The organism is Mesorhizobium sp. M1338, assembly GCF_040318045.1.
Taxonomy (GTDB): Bacteria; Pseudomonadota; Alphaproteobacteria; order Rhizobiales; family Rhizobiaceae; genus Mesorhizobium.
Window position 1 is genome coordinate 70,564 of record NZ_JAMYLL010000019.1, and the last position, 16,248, is coordinate 86,811.

14 protein-coding genes are annotated in these 16,248 nt (G+C 63.8%); 11 read left to right on the plus strand and 3 right to left on the minus strand.

Annotated features, from left to right (window positions below; genetic code table 11):
- The first annotated feature begins 49 nt into the window (after window positions 1–49).
- From NKH19_RS18290 to phnN, 9 genes are all read left to right on the plus strand, one after another.
- Window positions 50–778: an SDR family oxidoreductase gene (locus NKH19_RS18290; RefSeq protein ID WP_352870615.1), complete on the plus strand. Its 729-nt coding sequence runs from the start codon at window positions 50–52 to the stop codon at window positions 776–778.
- Between the two features lie 186 nt (window positions 779–964).
- A complete protein-coding gene (locus tag NKH19_RS18295; protein WP_352870614.1) occupies window positions 965–2,899 on the plus strand; it encodes a bifunctional 5-dehydro-2-deoxygluconokinase/5-dehydro-2-deoxyphosphogluconate aldolase in 1,935 nt (644 codons plus the stop codon).
- Window positions 2,900–2,932: 33 nt separating this feature from the next.
- Entirely contained in the window at window positions 2,933–4,783 is a 1,851-nt protein-coding gene (gene iolD / locus NKH19_RS18300) for a 3D-(3,5/4)-trihydroxycyclohexane-1,2-dione acylhydrolase (decyclizing) (protein WP_352870613.1), read from the plus strand.
- A 140-nt stretch (window positions 4,784–4,923) separates the two neighbouring features.
- Window positions 4,924–5,841 carry a myo-inosose-2 dehydratase gene (gene iolE, locus NKH19_RS18305; protein ID WP_352870612.1) on the plus strand — a complete coding sequence of 306 codons (918 nt, stop codon included), beginning with the start codon at window positions 4,924–4,926 and terminating at the stop codon, window positions 5,839–5,841.
- 58 nt (window positions 5,842–5,899) lie between these two features.
- A complete protein-coding gene (locus NKH19_RS18310) occupies window positions 5,900–6,106 on the plus strand; it encodes a DUF3329 domain-containing protein (RefSeq protein ID WP_352870611.1) in 207 nt (68 codons plus the stop codon).
- A gap of 380 nt (window positions 6,107–6,486) precedes the next feature.
- Window positions 6,487–7,299 carry a 5-deoxy-glucuronate isomerase gene (iolB, locus tag NKH19_RS18315; protein WP_352870610.1) on the plus strand — a complete coding sequence of 271 codons (813 nt, stop codon included), beginning with the start codon at window positions 6,487–6,489 and terminating at the stop codon, window positions 7,297–7,299.
- Between the two features lie 371 nt (window positions 7,300–7,670).
- Window positions 7,671–8,378 carry a DUF1045 domain-containing protein gene (locus NKH19_RS18320; RefSeq protein ID WP_352870609.1) on the plus strand — a complete coding sequence of 236 codons (708 nt, stop codon included), beginning with the start codon at window positions 7,671–7,673 and terminating at the stop codon, window positions 8,376–8,378.
- Between the two features lie 46 nt (window positions 8,379–8,424).
- Window positions 8,425–9,579 (plus strand): alpha-D-ribose 1-methylphosphonate 5-triphosphate diphosphatase, encoded by a 1,155-nt coding sequence (locus NKH19_RS18325; RefSeq protein WP_352870608.1) that lies wholly within the window; start codon window positions 8,425–8,427, stop codon window positions 9,577–9,579.
- Window positions 9,576–10,205 carry a phosphonate metabolism protein/1,5-bisphosphokinase (PRPP-forming) PhnN gene (gene phnN / locus NKH19_RS18330; RefSeq protein ID WP_352870607.1) on the plus strand — a complete coding sequence of 210 codons (630 nt, stop codon included), beginning with the start codon at window positions 9,576–9,578 and terminating at the stop codon, window positions 10,203–10,205. Before NKH19_RS18325 ends, phnN begins: the two co-directional genes overlap by 4 nt.
- A 17-nt stretch (window positions 10,206–10,222) precedes the next feature.
- Here the strand turns inward: phnN and NKH19_RS18335 are convergent, their stop codons facing one another.
- From NKH19_RS18335 to NKH19_RS18345, 3 genes are all read right to left on the minus strand, one after another.
- On the minus strand, window positions 10,223–11,218 hold the full coding sequence (locus tag NKH19_RS18335) for an ABC transporter permease (RefSeq protein ID WP_352870606.1): 996 nt from the start codon (window positions 11,216–11,218) through the stop codon (window positions 10,223–10,225).
- A gap of 55 nt (window positions 11,219–11,273) precedes the next feature.
- Window positions 11,274–12,812, minus strand: a complete 1,539-nt coding sequence (locus tag NKH19_RS18340; protein ID WP_352870678.1) for a sugar ABC transporter ATP-binding protein — start codon at window positions 12,810–12,812, stop codon at window positions 11,274–11,276.
- A gap of 162 nt (window positions 12,813–12,974) precedes the next feature.
- On the minus strand, window positions 12,975–13,937 hold the full coding sequence (locus NKH19_RS18345) for a sugar-binding protein (RefSeq protein ID WP_352872868.1): 963 nt from the start codon (window positions 13,935–13,937) through the stop codon (window positions 12,975–12,977).
- Between the two features lie 574 nt (window positions 13,938–14,511).
- On the opposite strand from NKH19_RS18345, the gene NKH19_RS18350 reads away from it, so the two are divergent.
- Entirely contained in the window at window positions 14,512–15,618 is a 1,107-nt protein-coding gene (locus NKH19_RS18350; protein WP_352872870.1) for a LacI family DNA-binding transcriptional regulator, read from the plus strand.
- 384 nt (window positions 15,619–16,002) lie between these two features.
- Window positions 16,003–16,206: a CsbD family protein gene (locus NKH19_RS18355; RefSeq protein WP_352601557.1), complete on the plus strand. Its 204-nt coding sequence runs from the start codon at window positions 16,003–16,005 to the stop codon at window positions 16,204–16,206.
- The last annotated feature ends 42 nt before the right edge of the window (window positions 16,207–16,248 follow it).

The following is a 16,248-nucleotide window of genomic DNA, read 5'->3' on the forward strand; positions in this document are numbered from 1 at the left end:
CACAGGGCGCCATCTCTGGGGTCTTCGACAGGAAGAGATGGAGATACAAATGATGAAATCGAAAACCGCTGTGGTGACAGGCGCCAACAAGGGCATCGGCCGTGAAATCGCCCGGCGTCTGGCGTCGACGGGCTTCAAGGTCTGGCTTGGCGCCAGGAATGCCGAGCGTGGCATGGCGGCGGCACAGGAATTGCGCAGCGAAGGCCTGGACGTTCAATGGCTCGAGCTGGATGTCACACAGGACGAAAGCGTGGCGGCGGCCGCCAAGACTGTCGGGGCGGAAAGCGCTTGTCTCGACGTGCTGGTGAACAATGCCGGCGTCGCCATCAACTACGAGCTGCCGCCGAGCCAGCAGCACATTGCCGATGTCATGGCGACCTATGACGTCAATGTCTTCGGGCCGATCCGCGTGACCCAGGCCTTCCTGCCGCTGCTGCTTGCAGCGCCGGCCGCCCGCATCGTGATGGTGAGCAGTTCCACGGGTTCCATCGGGAGGGCGCTCGATTCCGCCACGCCGAACCATTCGGTCAATCTGATGGGTTATGGCAGTTCGAAGACGGCCCTGAATGCCATCACCGTCGCCTTCGCCCGCGAGCTTGCGCCGCAAGGCATCAAGATCAATGCAGCGGCGCCGGGCTATACCGCCACCGACCTGAATGGATTTAAGGGCCACCGCACCGTGCAGCAGGCGGCCGAGATCGTCATACGCCTGGCGACCCTGGATGCCGATGGTCCGAACGCCGGGTACTTCAACGACGATGGCCCGCTTCCGTGGTGAACGGAGACAGACCCGCCAAAGTCTCCTCCCCTACGCATCATTTGGTGGCACTTTTAAACGAAGGAACGCTCATTCCATATTGACTATGGATTGGAATTATTATTTCATATTCCCGGCGCCACGCTGCCGCTCGCGCGTGTTACCCAACAATGTTGTTCATGACAACAAGGCCGACGGGAGGTTCCAATGAGCGAAGCCGTGGACACGAAACAGGCGCCGCTCGACGTCATCACCATCGGTCGCGCTTCCGTCGACCTTTACGGCCAGCAGATCGGCTCGCGGCTGGAGGATATCACCTCCTTCGCCAAGTCGGTCGGCGGCTGCCCGGCCAACATTTCGGTCGGCACGGCCAGGCTCGGCCTGCGCTCCGCGCTGCTGACCCGCGTCGGCGACGAGCAGATGGGCCGCTTCATCCGCGAGCAGCTCAAGCGCGAAGGCGTCAATGTCGACGGGCTGAAGACCGACAAGGAGCGGCTGACCGCTTTGGTGCTGCTGTCGGTCGAGGACGAAGGCGTCTCGCCGATGATCTTCTACCGTTCGGACTGCGCCGACATGGCGCTGGCGCCGGAAGACATCGACGAGGCCTTCATCGCCTCGGCCCGGTCGATCGTCGTCACCGGCACCCATTTTTCCCGGCCCAACAGCGATGCCGCCCAGCGCAAGGCGATCCGCATCATGAAGGCCAAGGGCGGCAAGGTGGTGTTCGACATCGACTACCGGCCCAATCTCTGGGGTCTTGCCGGCCATGCCGAAGGGTTCGAGCGCTATGTGAAATCGGACCGGGTCTCGGCCCAGCTGAAGACGGTGCTGCCCGATTGCGACCTCATCGTCGGCACCGAGGAAGAGATCATGATCGCGTCGGGCACCGATGATTGCCTGAGCGCGCTGAAGACGATCCGCTCGCTGTCGTCCGCCACCATCGTCCTGAAGCGCGGCGCCATGGGCTGCATCGCCTATGACGGACCGATCAGCGACGACCTGGAAGACGGCGTCGTCGGCAAGGGGTTCCCGATCGAGATCTACAATGTGCTCGGCGCCGGCGACGCCTTCATGTCCGGCTTCCTGCGCGGCTGGCTGGGCGGAGAAGACCATGCGACGTCCGCAACCTGGGCCAATGCCTGCGGCGCTTTTGCCGTATCGCGGCTGCTCTGCGCGCCGGAGTATCCGACCTTCGAGGAGTTGCGGTTCTTCCTCAATCACGGCAGCAAGCATCTGGCGCTGCGCAAGGACGAGGCGATCAACCACATCCATTGGGCGACGACGCGTCGCCGCGACATTCCCTCACTGATGGCGCTTGCCTGCGACCACCGCGTGCAGCTCGAGGATGTGGCGGCGAAGGCCGGTGCCGATCCGGCGCGCATCCGTGACTTCAAGGTGCTGGCGGTCAAGGCAGCGGCGAAGGTCGCCGCCGGCCGCGACGGCTACGGCATGCTGATCGACGAGAAGCATGGCCGCGAGGCGATGTTCGAATTCGCCCGTCACCCCTTCGCCTGGCTCGGCCGGCCGGTCGAACTGCCGGGCTCGCGGCCGCTGCGCTTCGAATTCTCGCAGGACATCGGCTCGCAGCTCACCGAATGGCCGGTCGATCACTGCATCAAGTGCCTGTGCTTCTACCATCCCGACGATCCGGCGGCGCTCAAGGAAGAACAGCAGCAGAAGCTGCGCGCGCTGTTCGAAGGCGCGCGGAAAGTAGGCAGAGAACTTCTCATCGAGATCATTGCCGGCAAGCATGGCAAGCTCGACGACACGACGATCCCGCGCGCGTTGGAGGAACTCTATGCGCTCGGCATCAAGCCGGATTGGTGGAAGCTCGAACCACAGGCATCGAGCGGTACCTGGGCGAAGATCGAAGCCGTCATCCTGAAGCACGATCCCTGGTGCCGCGGCGTCGTGCTGCTTGGCCTGGAAGCGCCGCAGGACGAGCTGGAAGCCGCGTTCGCCGCCACCGCCAAGGCACCCATCGTCAAGGGTTTTGCCGTCGGCCGCACCATCTTCGTCCACGCTGCCGAACAATGGCTGGCCGGCAAGATGTCGGATGACGAGGCTATCGCCGACATGGCGCAGCGCTTCGAACAGCTGACCGAAGCGTGGCTTGCCGCGCGCGGCCGCAAAGCGGCATAAGAAGCGCGGCACAACGACTGCGGAGGAGACACCATGAGCAAGACAATCCGCCTGACGATGGCGCAGGCGCTGACCCGCTTTCTCAGCAAGCAGATGACCGAGATCGACGGCAAGACCATGCCGATCTTCGGCGGCGTCTGGGCGATCTTCGGTCATGGCAATGTCGCCGGCATCGGCGAGGCGCTTTATCAGGTGCGCGACGAACTGCCGACCTTCCGCGCCCACAACGAACAGGCGATGGCGCATGCGGCGATCGCCTATGCCAAGGCCAATTTCCGCCGCCGTTTCATGGCGGCGACCTCTTCGATCGGTCCGGGCGCGCTCAACATGGTGACGGCGGCGGCGCTCGCCCATGTAAACAGGTTGCCCGTCCTGTTTCTCCCCGGCGATGTCTTTGCCAACCGCATCCCGGATCCGGTGCTGCAGCAGGCCGAGGACTTTTCCGACGGCACGGCGACGGTCAATGACTGCTTCCGTCCGGTGTCGCGCTATTTCGACCGCATCACCCGGCCGGAGCAGATCATTCCGGCGCTGACCCGTGCCATGCAGGTGCTGACCGATCCGGCCGAATGCGGCCCGGTGACGCTGTCGCTGTGCCAGGACGTCCAGGCCGAGGCCTATGATTATCCCGAGAGCTTCTTTGCCGAGCGGGTCTGGCATCAGCGCCGGCTGCGCCCGGACCGTCATGAGCTTGCGGCGGCTGTCGCCGCGCTCAAGAGAGCAAAAAAGCCGCTGGTGATCGCCGGTGGCGGCGTCCTCTATTCCCAGGCCTCGAACGAGCTGGCGAAATTCGTGGAAAACGCCGGCATCCCCGTCTGCGAGACGCAAGGCGGCAAATCCTCGCTGCCGGACGACCATCCGCTCAACATGGCGGCGGTCGGCGTCACCGGCACCTCGGCCGCCAACCGGCTGGCCGAGGAAGCCGATGTCGTGATTGCCATCGGCACGCGCCTGCAGGATTTCACAACCGGCTCGTGGGCGCTGTTCAAGAACTCCGGCAAGACCATCATCGGGCTCAACGTGCAGCCTTTCGACGCCGGCAAACACCGCGCGCTGCCGTTGGTCGCCGATGCAGCCGAGGGTCTGGCCGAACTGGGTGCAGCGCTTAAAGGCTGGAAGGCACCTTCCACCTGGACCGATAATGCGGCCACCGGAAAGACAGCCTGGCAGGCCGAGGCGGCCAAGGTGACCGCGTCGACCAATGCCACCTACCCGTCGGACGCACAAGTGATCGGCGCCGTGCAGCGCGCGATGAGCTCCGGCGTGACGCTGCTGCATGCCGCCGGCGGCCTGCCGGGCGAGTTGCACAAGCTCTGGCAGGCTGGCGCGCCTGGCTCCTATCACGCCGAATACGGCTTCTCGACCATGGGCTACGAGATTGCCGGCGGGCTCGGCACGAAGATGGCCAAGCCCGACGAGGAGGTCGTCGTCATGATCGGCGACGGCTCCTACCTGATGCTGAATTCCGAAATCGCCACCTCGGTGATGCTCGGCCTCAAGCTGACCATCGTGCTGCTCGACAACAGGGGCTATGGCTGCATCAACCGGCTGCAGATGGCGACCGGTGGCGCCAACTTCAACAATCTCCTGAAGGACTCGCGCCACGAAGTTCTGCCCGACATCGACTTTGCCGCGCATGCGGCCAGCATGGGGGCGATTGCCGAAAAAGTGCCGTCGATCGCCGGGCTGGAAGACGCGCTGCAGAAGGCGAAGACGAACAGCCGCACCACCGTGCTGGTCATCGACACCGACCCGCTGGTTTCCACCGATGCCGGAGGCCATTGGTGGGATGTGGCGGTGCCGGAAGTGTCGGCGCGCAGCCAGGTGAACGCGGCGCGCAAGGCCTATGATGAGAAGCGGAAGATGCAGACCGTCGGCGATTGATGTAACGCGGCCAAGCCCCTACCTCCCCCTTGTGGGGAGGTCGGACCGAAGGTCCGGGTGGGGGGTCGGCGCCGCACCCCCGCTGCTTCGCAGCGACCCTCCCCACAAGGGGGAGGGTGAACAAGGACCGGAGTGACGACTTGAAAGCCAAACTGGGCATGTCCCCCATTGCGTGGTGGAACGACGATCTTGCGGAACTCAGCGATGACGTGTCGCTGGAAGAATGTTTGCGCCAGTCGCGCTCGGCCGGTTTCACCGGCATGGAGATGGGCCGGCGTTTTCCCAATGACCCCGATGTCATGCTGCCGATCCTCAAGGCAGCCGACGTGACGCTGTGCGGCGGCTGGTTCTCCGGCACGCTGGTCGATGGCGAGATGGCCGACAACAAGGATCGCATCCAGCCGATGATCGACCTGTTCAAGGCCGTGAACGCGCCTTGCATCGTCTATGGCGAGGTCGGTCGCTCGATCCAGGGCGACCGCTCCAAGCCGCTGGCCACCAAGCCGAAGCTGTCGGACGACGAGATGAAGACCTATGCCAGACGCGTCACCGAATTCGGCGAGTGGTGCGCCGAACAGGGCATGCCGCTCTCCTACCACCACCACATGGCGGCGGTGGTCGAGACCGAGCCGGAACTCGATGCTTTCATGCGCCATTCCGGAGCCGGCATTCCGCTGCTGCTCGATGCTGGACATCTGGCATTCGCCGGCGGCGACGTTCTGCGCGCCATCGACAACCATCATAAGCGCATCAACCATGTGCATGTGAAGGATGTGCGCATGGGCGTGATCGACAAACTCGACCGCACAAAACAGTCCTTCCTCGACGCGGTGGCGCTGGGTGCCTTCACGGTGCCGGGCGACGGCTCGCTGGATTTCGGCGCCATCGTGCAGCGCTTTGCCGACCATGGCTATGAGGGCTGGTTCGTGGTCGAGGCCGAGCAGGATCCGAAGAAGAACCCGCCGCTCAGGATGGCGCAGGTCGGCTACAAGGAATTGATGCGCGTGATGACCGCCGCCGGCTATACGGTCGAGACGCAAGGGTTTCCCAATGTCTGATCAAGGGGGGCCTGATGCGATGGGTTCCCGGCAAAGCCGATTGCTGTAGATTGGCCCGATGAAAGATTCCGAGCACCCCTTCTTCCGGCCGTTGTGGCGGCGTGTCGCCGTCGTCGCGGTCTGCGTCGTCTGGTCGATCATCGAATTCGCAACCGGCACGCCGTTCTGGGGCGTGCTTGCCCTCGGCTTCGCCGGCTACGCGGTCTGGCAGTTTTTTTACCTCTACAAGCCCGCGGACGACGGCAACGCCGAGCCGAAGGAATAGAGCGGCCTATGACGCAGAAGGCTTACGGCTTGAGCACTGCGCGCATGATGGATCGCGTGCGTTGGAGACTAGCCGCAAGGCCTCTAGCTTCGTCATCCTGGGGCGAAGCAAGGAGCGAAGCGACGCGGCGCAGACCCCGGGATCCATGCCGTGATGTCAAAACAGCCGCTGCGGTGCAGAATTCCGTTCCGCTGCGCTCTTGGACTGGGGTTGCGGCATGGATCCTAGGGTCTTCGCGACGGAGCTTCGCTCCTGCTACGCCCTAGGATGACGAAGTTGTAAGCGCCGGCCAAACTCGAAGATTTGCGATAGTCCTTTCAAACAAACGGCTTGGTTTCAAAGGCCTGTAGCCCGTCAAGCCATGGAATAGGAGAGACACAATGTCGAAGCTGTTGGTGAAGGCCAATAAGGGCCATGGCCGCGTCGCTCATGTGACGCCGCAAATCGCGGGCTGGACCTATGTTGGTTTCGACCTGCATCGGCTGAAGCCGGGCGAGAGCGCGTTCGGGAAGACGGATGATCGCGAAGTCTGCCTGGTGTTCGTCACCGGCAAGGGCAATGCGAGAGCCGGCGGCAAGGAACTCGGCCTGCTCGGCGAGCGCATGTCGCCCTTCGAAGGCAAGCCGTGGTCGGTGTATGTGCCTGAGGGCTCCGACTGGTCGGTAACCGCGGATACCGACCTGGAACTCGCGGTCTGCTCGGCGCCGGGCCTTGGCGGCGGCCTGCCGGTGCGGGTCATCGCACCGGACGATCTCGGCCAGGAGGTGCGCGGCAAGGGCACCAACACGCGCTACGTCACCAACATCCTGCCGGAGGGCAAGCCGGCCGATTCGCTGCTGGTGGTCGAGGTCATCACGCCCGGCGGCCATACGTCGAGCTATCCGCCGCACAAGCATGACCAGGACAATCTGCCTGATGAATCCTATCTCGAGGAAACCTACTATCACCGGCTCAACCCGCCGCAGGGCTTTGCCTTTCAGCGCGTCTACACCGACGCCGACCAGAATGGTCATCGCGCGCTCGACGAAGCGATGGCGATCGAGGACGGCGATGTCGTGCTGGTGCCCAAGGGCTATCATCCCTGCGCCGCCTGTCACGGCTACGACCTCTACTATCTCAACGTGATGGCCGGGCCGAAGCGGACGTGGAAATTCCACAACGCGCCCGAGCACGAATGGCTGATGAAGGCCTGATCTGCTCCTCCAATAGAATGGCTTCAGACAAAGACAGCTCCCCATTCTTGGAAACCAACCCATTGTCGAAAGTCGGCGCCGCCCCTCATAGGGACGGGGAGAAGGAGGCCGGCCACAACCTCGGCATTTCTTCTTGCTACGATGGTGATTGGCGAAACCATCGACGACAGCGCCCCTCTCCCCGTCACTATACGGGGAGAGGATGCCGGCAGGCAGGTGAGGGGCAGCGCCGACGTCTGGAAAATTGGTCCAGCCCAAGAAAAATGTCGGCTAAGGACCCGGCTGGGTCGATTTGCCTTCGAAAACCCTTCAAAGCTTCGTCAATCCGTCATGGAAATCACCTATGGCAGCGGAGCTGAGAAGGACTTTTCATGCGCTACGCCCTCTATTTCACCCCCCGGCAGGACGAGCCACTGGCGCGGATCGCCGCCAACTGGCTCGGCCGCGACCCGTTTGGTGCCGCGACAAGGCCGGTCGAGGCGGTGGCCGACCTGTCGGCGGCGGAAGTCGCTTTTCACACCGCTTCGGCGCGCCGCTATGGTTTTCACGCGACGCTGAAGGCGCCGTTCCACCTGGCCGCCAACGAGACGGAAGCCTCGCTGCGCGCCGCACTCGACCATTTCGCCGAGGCGACGCCGATGGCGACCATCCCGCGTCTCGTCGTCAGCCAGATCGACGGCTTCTTCGCATTGGTGCCGGAAGGACCGCTGCCTCTGCTCAACCGCTTCGCCGATGACGTGGTGCGCGATTTCGATCGCTTTCGCGCTCCGCTGACCGAATCCGAGATCGAGCGGCGCGGCCCGGATTCGCTGAAGCCGGCCGAGTTCCGCAATCTTTGCCGATGGGGCTACCCCTATGTCTTCGAGACGTTTCGCTTTCACATGACGCTGTCCGGCCGGGCGACGTCACAGGAAAGCCCTCGTTTGCGCGCAGCAATCGATAGTCTGTTCGCGGACATTCTGCGACAGCCGGTGCTGGTGGATGCGCTGACGCTGTTTGTCGAAACCGAACCGGGCGCACCGTTCATGGTGCTCTCGCATCACGTGCTCGGGCGCCGCCCGGCCAGAAGAACCGCCTGAGCACCCGCCGAACAACCCCAGCTGGACTAACCAAGGACTGCCTGAAATGACCGTCGAGACTGTTCTCCACAACGCCCGCATCGTCCTTGCCGACGAGATCGTCGAGGGTTCGCTGGTGCTGCGCGACGGCTTTATCGCCGGCATCGACGCCGGCGCCTGCCATACCAGTGGGAGCATGGCCGGCGAGGATATGGGCGGCGACTACATCATTCCCGGGCTGGTCGAACTCCATACGGATCATCTCGAAGGCCACTACGCGCCGCGGCCGAAGGTGCGCTGGAACCCGATCGCCGCCGTGCTCGCCCATGACGCGCAAGTGGCGACCGCCGGCATCACCACAGTGCTCGACGCCTTGCGCGTCGGCATGGACGAGGACGCCGACCTGACATCGACCGACATCCGCAAATTGGCCGATGCGATCGAGGACAGTGTGCAGCAGGATCGTCTGCGGGCCGACCACTTCATCCATCTGCGCTGCGAGGTTTCGGCGCCGGACTGCCTCAAGGCATTCGCCAATTTCGATGGCGACGAGCGGGTCAAGCTGGCATCGCTGATGGATCATGCGCCCGGCCAGCGCCAGTTCGTCAACCTCGAAACCTATGCCTACTATTACCAGCGCAAGCTGAAGCTGACCGATCGCGACTTCAAACTGTTCTGCGAAAAGCGGATGGGAGAATCGGCGCGCAATTCGGTACCGAACCGGGCGGTGATCGCCGCCGCCTGCCATGAGCGCGGCATCGTGCTGGCCAGCCATGACGACGCCACCCTTGGCCATGTCGGCGAAGCGATCGAACAGGGCGTGCGCGTCGCCGAGTTCCCGACAACGGAGGAGGCCGCGAGGGCCTCGAAAGAGGCTGGCCTCGGCGTGCTGATGGGTGCGCCCAACGTCATGCGCGGCGCCTCGCATTCGGGCAATGTCTCGGCCCGCACTCTGGCCAGCGACGGCCTGCTCGACATCCTGTCGTCCGACTATATCCCTTTCAGTCTGATCCAGTCGGCGTTCTTCCTCGGAGACGTCGTCGACGGCATTTCATTGCCGCAGGCGGTCGCGATGGTCTCGAAAAATCCAGCCGAAGCAATTGGCCTGACCGACCGCGGCGTCATCGAGCAGGGCCGCCGCGCTGATCTGGTGCGCGTGCGCGTCGACGACCATGTTCCGGTCGTACGCACGGTCTGGCGCCAGGGGCGCCGGGTGGCATGATGGTGTCGGCATCGATCGAGCGTGAATTGTCGGCCGAGACGTTTCCGATCCGCGATGGCGTCTTCGTCGCCGTGGTCGGCCCAAGCGGCGCCGGCAAGGACACGGTGATCGGCTACGCCCGCGCCTGCTTTGCCGAGGAGACAAGGCTGGAGTTCGTCCGCCGCGTCATCACCAGGCCGAGCGATGCCGCCAGCGAAGACCACGACACGCTCGCCGATGCCGCCTTCGTCGAAGCCGAAGCCGATGGCGCCTTCGCCATTTCCTGGGAGGCGCATGGCTTGCGCTATGGCATCCCGGCCGATGTCGACTGGTGCGTCGCCAATGGCCGCGTGGCCGTCGCCAATGTGTCGCGCGCGATCATCCCGGTGCTGCGCGAACGCTATGCCAACCTGGCTGTCGTCGAGATCACCGCCTCGCCCGACGTGCTGGCAGAGCGGCTGGCGATGCGGGGGCGGGAATCGCGCGGCGAAGTGCTGGCGCGGCTGGCGCGCAGCGCCAATGTCACTCTGTCCGGCCCTGGCGTCACCTCGATCGACAATAGCGGCCCGCGCGACGCGGCCGGCGAGCGCTTCGCCGAGGTACTGCGCAAGGCGATGGCCCTTTCCGATATGTTGGGGCTGATCTAACCTGCTTCGAGCCCGGCCTATTCCGCGGCCGCACCGGCGGCGCTTTTGCGGGTGGCGTCGACCATCAGCCGCCGTTCCCGGAATACGCCCCATTGCTGGTCGACCAGCACGCCGATGAGAATGACGCCGCCCATCACCGCGAAGTTGAGCGAGGACGGGATGCCGAGCAGGTTGACGAGGTTCTGCAGCTCCTGCAGCAGCACCGTGCCGAGGATGACGCCGATCAGCGAGCCTTCGCCGCCGCGCAGCGAGAAGCCGCCGAGCACGGCGGCCGCGATGGCGTAGAGTTCGTAGAACTGGCCGTGGCTGGCCGGCGAGATCGAGCGCGTGTACATGGCGAAATAGATCGCCGACAGTGCCGTCAGCACGCCGCAGATGACATAGGCGGCCATGACGACGCGGCCGGTGCGGATGCCCGAATATTTCGCCGCCTCCTCGTTCTTGCCGATGGCGTAGAGATAGCGGCCGAAGACCGAGCGGTGCAGCACCACCCACATGACGATGGCGATGACGATGAGCGCGATGAAGCTGTTCGGCACGCCATAGGAGCGCCCGGCGGTGAGGAATTCGAGCTCGGGAAAATTCTGGCCGAAGGCGAAGCCGGCGGTGCCGTCGGCGGTGTAGAAGCGGGCGACGCCGCGGTAGATCAGAAGACCGCACAGCGTGACGACGAACGGCTGCAGCTTGAGCCTTGTGATCAGCCAGCCATGCACCAGGCCGATGATGGCGCCAAGAAAGAGGATCAGCACGAAGGCCAGTGGCCACGCCACCTCGCGCACGGCGATGAAGTCGATGAACAACGTTCCCAGCAGCGCAACCACCGAGCCGACCGACAGTTCGATGCCGCCGGTGATGATGACGAAGGCCTGGCCGATCGACAGGATGCCGAACAGGCCGATCAGGTTCGAGGTGTTGGCGAGGTTGATCGGCAACAGGAAGCGCGGATTGATGATCGCCACGATGGCGCCGACCACCAGGATCAGGATCAGCAGGCCGAGATCTTTCTTGCTCATCGTTTTCTCCCCAATGCCTGAGCAGATCGCGCTTGCGCGAGACCCCGGCAAAAACCTATTTCGGCTGCTTACCCACCGCCAGCAGCAGCACGTTTTCCTGGCTGAACCGGTCCTTGTCGAGAATGCCCGAGATCTGGCCCTCATGCATGACGGCGATGCGGTCGGACACGCCGATCACCTCTTCCATGTCTGAGGAGATCATCAGCACGGCGACGCCGGCATCGGCGAGAGCGCGCATCAGCCCGTAGATTTCCGCCTTGGCGCCGATGTCGATGCCGCGCGTTGGCTCGTCGAGGATCATCACTTTCGGATTCATGGCCAGCCATTTGCCGAGCACGACCTTCTGCTGGTTGCCGCCCGACAGCGTTCCGGTGCGCGTTTGCACCGACGGCGCCTTGATGCCGAGATCTTTCTTTTGTTTCTCGGCGGTGGCGGTCTCGGCGCTTGCGGACACCAGGGAGCGTCGCGCATGCGCCGGCAGATTGGGCAGCGAAATATTCTGGGCGATCGACAGGTCGAGCAGGATGCCGGTCAGCTTGCGGTCCTCCGGCACCAGGAAGATGCCATGCGCGACGGCGTCGGCCGCCGAGCCGAGCACAAGCGGCTTGCCGTCGAGCTCGAGCGCGCCGCCAAGACTTGAGTCGATGCCGAAGAAAACCCGCGCCAGTTCGGTGCGGCCGGAGCCGACAAGGCCGGCAAGGCCGAGGATTTCGCCGCGCCTGACGTCGAGATCGACCGGCCGGCCGGGATAGGCTGGCGTGCGGATGGCCTTGGCCGAAAGCGCTGTGGCGCCGGGCGCGCGCGCGGCCTCGGAGGCCTTTTCGCGCTCCTTCAGCATGCGGCCGATCATCAGCTTGACCATCTGGTCATGGCCGATGTCGCTCTTCGGCAAGGTGCCGGCCAGCATGCCGTCGCGCAGCACGACGACGCGGTCGGCGACGCGCTCGACCTCGTGCAGGCGGTGCGAAATAAAGATGACGCTGATGCCGTCGGCCTTCAGCGCCTTGATGACGTCGAGCAATTTGTCGGTTTCGGCGAGCGGCAGGCTCGATGTCGGCTCGTCGAGGATGACCAGCCTTGCCTCGATCGACAGCGCCTTGGCGATCTCGACCATCTGCTGCTGCGCCAGCGACAGAGCGGCGACCGGTGTGTCGGCGGAAAAATTGGCGCCGACGCGCTTCAGCAGCGGCGCCACCATGGTGCGCAGTTTTGCGCGGTCGACAAGCCTGAGCGGCCCGGCGCGCAACGGCTCGCGGCCGAAGAAGATGTTGGCGGCGACATCGAGATTGTCGAACAGATTGAGTTCCTGGTGGACGAAGGCGATGCCCGAGCCCAGGCTGGCTTCGACGGTCAGGCTATTGTGGGCGATGCCGTCGACGGTGATCGTGCCGTTGTCCGGCGTGGTGACGCCGCCGAGTATCTTCATCAGTGTCGATTTGCCGGCGCCGTTTTCGCCGACGAGGCCGATGACCTCGCCCGGCCTGACCTCCATGGAGAAGCCGTCGAGCGCGACGACGCCCGGATAGGTCTTGCGCACGTTCTCGAGGCTGAGGAACGGGGTGGTCGTGGCGATGGATGTGTCGGAATAGTTCATCATGCCTGACAGCAGTTGGCGGGCTCACAGACTGACTGGCCTGATCGAACCCGTCAATAAAAAGCGAGGCGTCGCGCTACCCCTCACCCTCACCCTCTCCCCGTATAGAGAGGGGGAGAGGGAGAGGGAGCCGGAGGCGGATGGGGGCAGCGCTAACGACGATCAGTTTCCAGACATCGCCTTCAGGTTGGCGGCATAGGCGTCGACATCGTCCTTGCCGATGATCTTGGTGGGGACGATGATGAGGCCACCTTCCGGGATGCCCGACTTGTCGCCCTTGAGATAGGCAGCCATCAGCTTCATGCCCTGATAGGCCCATTCGAAGGGCTGCTGCACGACGGTTGCGGCAACGGTGCCTTCCTTGACGCCGCCCAGCGTGATCGGATCGTCATCGAAGCCGACCACCGTGATCGAGCCGAGCTTGCCGGCGTCGCGCAGCGCTTCGTAGATGCGCGGCGTGTTGTAGGAGTAGAAGCCGACCATGCAGGTGACGTCGGGGCTGGCAACCAGCGCGTCCTCGACATTCTTCTTGGCGCGCGCCTGGTCGATGTCGTCGCCACGCACGTCGATCAGCTCGATCTTGGTGCCGGCCAGACCGTCCTTCATGCCCTGGATGCGCTCCTTGGCATTGTCGGCGCCGAGCAGGCCGACGAAGCCGAGGCACTTGCCGCCATCGGGCATCGCCTTCTTGGCGATTTCGGCCGCCTGCTTGCCGGCATCGACGTTGGACGAGCCGATATAGGCGACGCGCTTGGTCTGCGGAGCGTCGCTGTCGGTGGTGAACAGCGCCGTTTCCGAGGCGATCTTGTTAAGCCCGTCGGTCGAGGTCTTGGGATCGACGGCCGAGACCATGATGCCCTTGACGCCCGCGGTCACCAGATCGTCCATCAGCCGCTGCTGGATGGCCACCGAGGACTGTTCGGGATATTTGAGTTCGAGATTGTAGTCAGGCAGTTCGCCTTGCGCCTTCTTGACGCCGGCTTCGGCGGCCTTCCAGAAATCGGAAGCGCCGTTGACGACGAAGGCCAGCGTCGGCTTGTCGTCGGCGCGCGCGATTGCCGTGGCCGACAGGCCGAGCAACAGCGCCGCGGTGGCTACGGATGCATTTCGTATCAAGGATTTCATGTTCAACCTCCCGTTTGGTTCAGTCGTGCGACTGACCGATCTTGCACTGACCTGATTTTGCCGTTTGCAGCTTGGACGCCCTCCTCCTCAAAGGGTTCCCGGCACCGAAAGAATGGCGCCGGTCCAGCCACGATGCGGACCTTAGAGACTCATCCTTCGTTCGTAAATAGTCCGATTTGTCAGACATATCACATATCCGAGACAAGGCTTGCGGGGTTAAGATCCGCTCGCCATCGGGCCATTTCTCGTACTCCCGCCGCCTCGAGCCCAACCGACCCGGACGCGACAGATTGACGGTACAGCGCATTTTTGTATTAGTAAACAGTATTAGTTCTGAGGCGATATCCCTGGGTATGCTTGCGCTTCGCGGCACATCCGCCGGCGAGCCTCCGCCTCGGCTGCGCCAACGCCTATGTCTTATGCCGTTTGACCTTCGGGCTGTGTGGAGATGCCGGATGGATAGACCTTGAAGCTACTAATAGATATAAATCCGCGCGACGATCTCTATAAATCGACAACGTCACGCCATCTTGCCGGCCTGACGGGCGGCCGCTAGACAGGCTGGAGGAGTGACATGAGCGAAACCACGGATCCGGCCATCGACACGGTGAGGCGCCGCAAGGCGCCGGCGAAGAGCGCCAGGGGTCGCGTCACCATGACCGACATCGCCAGGGCCGCCGGCTGCTCGCAGGCGACCGTTTCCTTCGTGCTCAACAATTCGCCCGGCATCAAGCTGTCGCAGCAGACCCGCGAACGGGTGATCGAGGCCGCGCGGACCCTTGGCTATGCCGCGCCCGCCTTTTCGGCACTTCACCCGCCGCTTCCCGCCTTTGAAGGGCTGGACGGGGTGATCGGCTTCGCCGTCGACCAGCTCGCCACCAGCCCGGAAGCCGTCGTCGCCATCGAGGGCGCGCGGCAGGCCTCGTGGAATGCCGGCAACGTGCTTCTGGTGGCGCAGACGCTTGGCGATTCCGTCATGGAGCCGCGCGCCATCGCCGCACTCACCAAGCGGGGCATTTCGGCGCTGATCTACATGACCATCTTCACCCGCGAGATCACCGCGCCCGACTATCTCTACGGCCTCGACATTCCGGTGATCCTGCTCAATTGCTACACGGCGGACTACGCCTTCCCGGCCGTGGTGCCGAGCGAGATCGCCGGCGGCCAGAGCTCCACCCGCCATCTGATCAGCCACGGCCACCGCCGCATCGCCACTATCACCGGCGAGCCGTGGATGCAGGCAGCACAAGACCGGCTGAAAGGCTACCGCCGCGCGCTCGCCACCGCCGACATCCCGTTCGATCCGGAACTGGTGGTCGAGGGCGACTGGTCGGCCAGCGCGGGCTATGCCGCGACCGTTAAGCTCTTGGCGCTGAGGGACCGCCCGACCGCCATCTTCTGCCAGAACGACCGTACCGCGATCGGCTGCTACGAAGCGCTGAAGGAAGCCGGCCTGCGCATCCCTGGGGATATTTCCGTCGTTGGCTACGACGACGAGGAAATCGCCAGGCATCTGTTCCCGCCGCTGACGACCTCGATCCTGCCGCACATGGCGATGGGCCAATGGGCGATAGAACAGCTGGAAGCGCCGGCGGCGCCCGGGCGGGGACGGTATCCGATCACCAAGCTGGAGTGCCCGCTGGTGGAGCGGGAGAGCGTGCGGGCTGTGGTGGGGGCGTGATAGGAGAGATCGCATCGCCGCCGGATTAATCGTTGTTCAGCTGCCTCGCGGTCCGCCAATGCGGCTTCTCGAACACGTGACGACGTAGGGCTTGTCGGTCATCGCTTCGCTTGGCCGGTTTATTCCCTTGGTCAATTTATAAAGCCCGCGCCTCTGGCGGAGAGCGCGGGCCGATTGGGGCTGTCGCCCCAATCTTCAGCAGGCGATGGAGGGCACCACCTGCCGCACGTATCAACCTTTAGGGACTGCTAATGTTCCATCGAGGCTGTTTGATCGAAACGAAAATCGGCTTCCAAATCGCGGCTGTCGCTTGTTCGGCGTTGTAGCGGAACCCCACGGTCATACGACCGTTTTTCCACCAGAGAAACGAAGGAGTTCGCCACCATGGACTGGAACCGCGTCGAAGGAAATTGGAAGCAGGTTAAAGGCAAGGTCAAGGAACAGTGGGGCAAGCTCACTGATGATGATCTAGACCGCATCGCCGGCAAGCGCGATCAGCTCGAAGGCAAGATTCAGGAACGCTACGGCTTGGCGAAGGATCGCGTACGCCGAGATATCGACGAATGGTATGGCCGGCAAGGCTGGTAGACAGCTTTGAGCTAGTCAATTTTGAGCCGCTATGGACCGCGC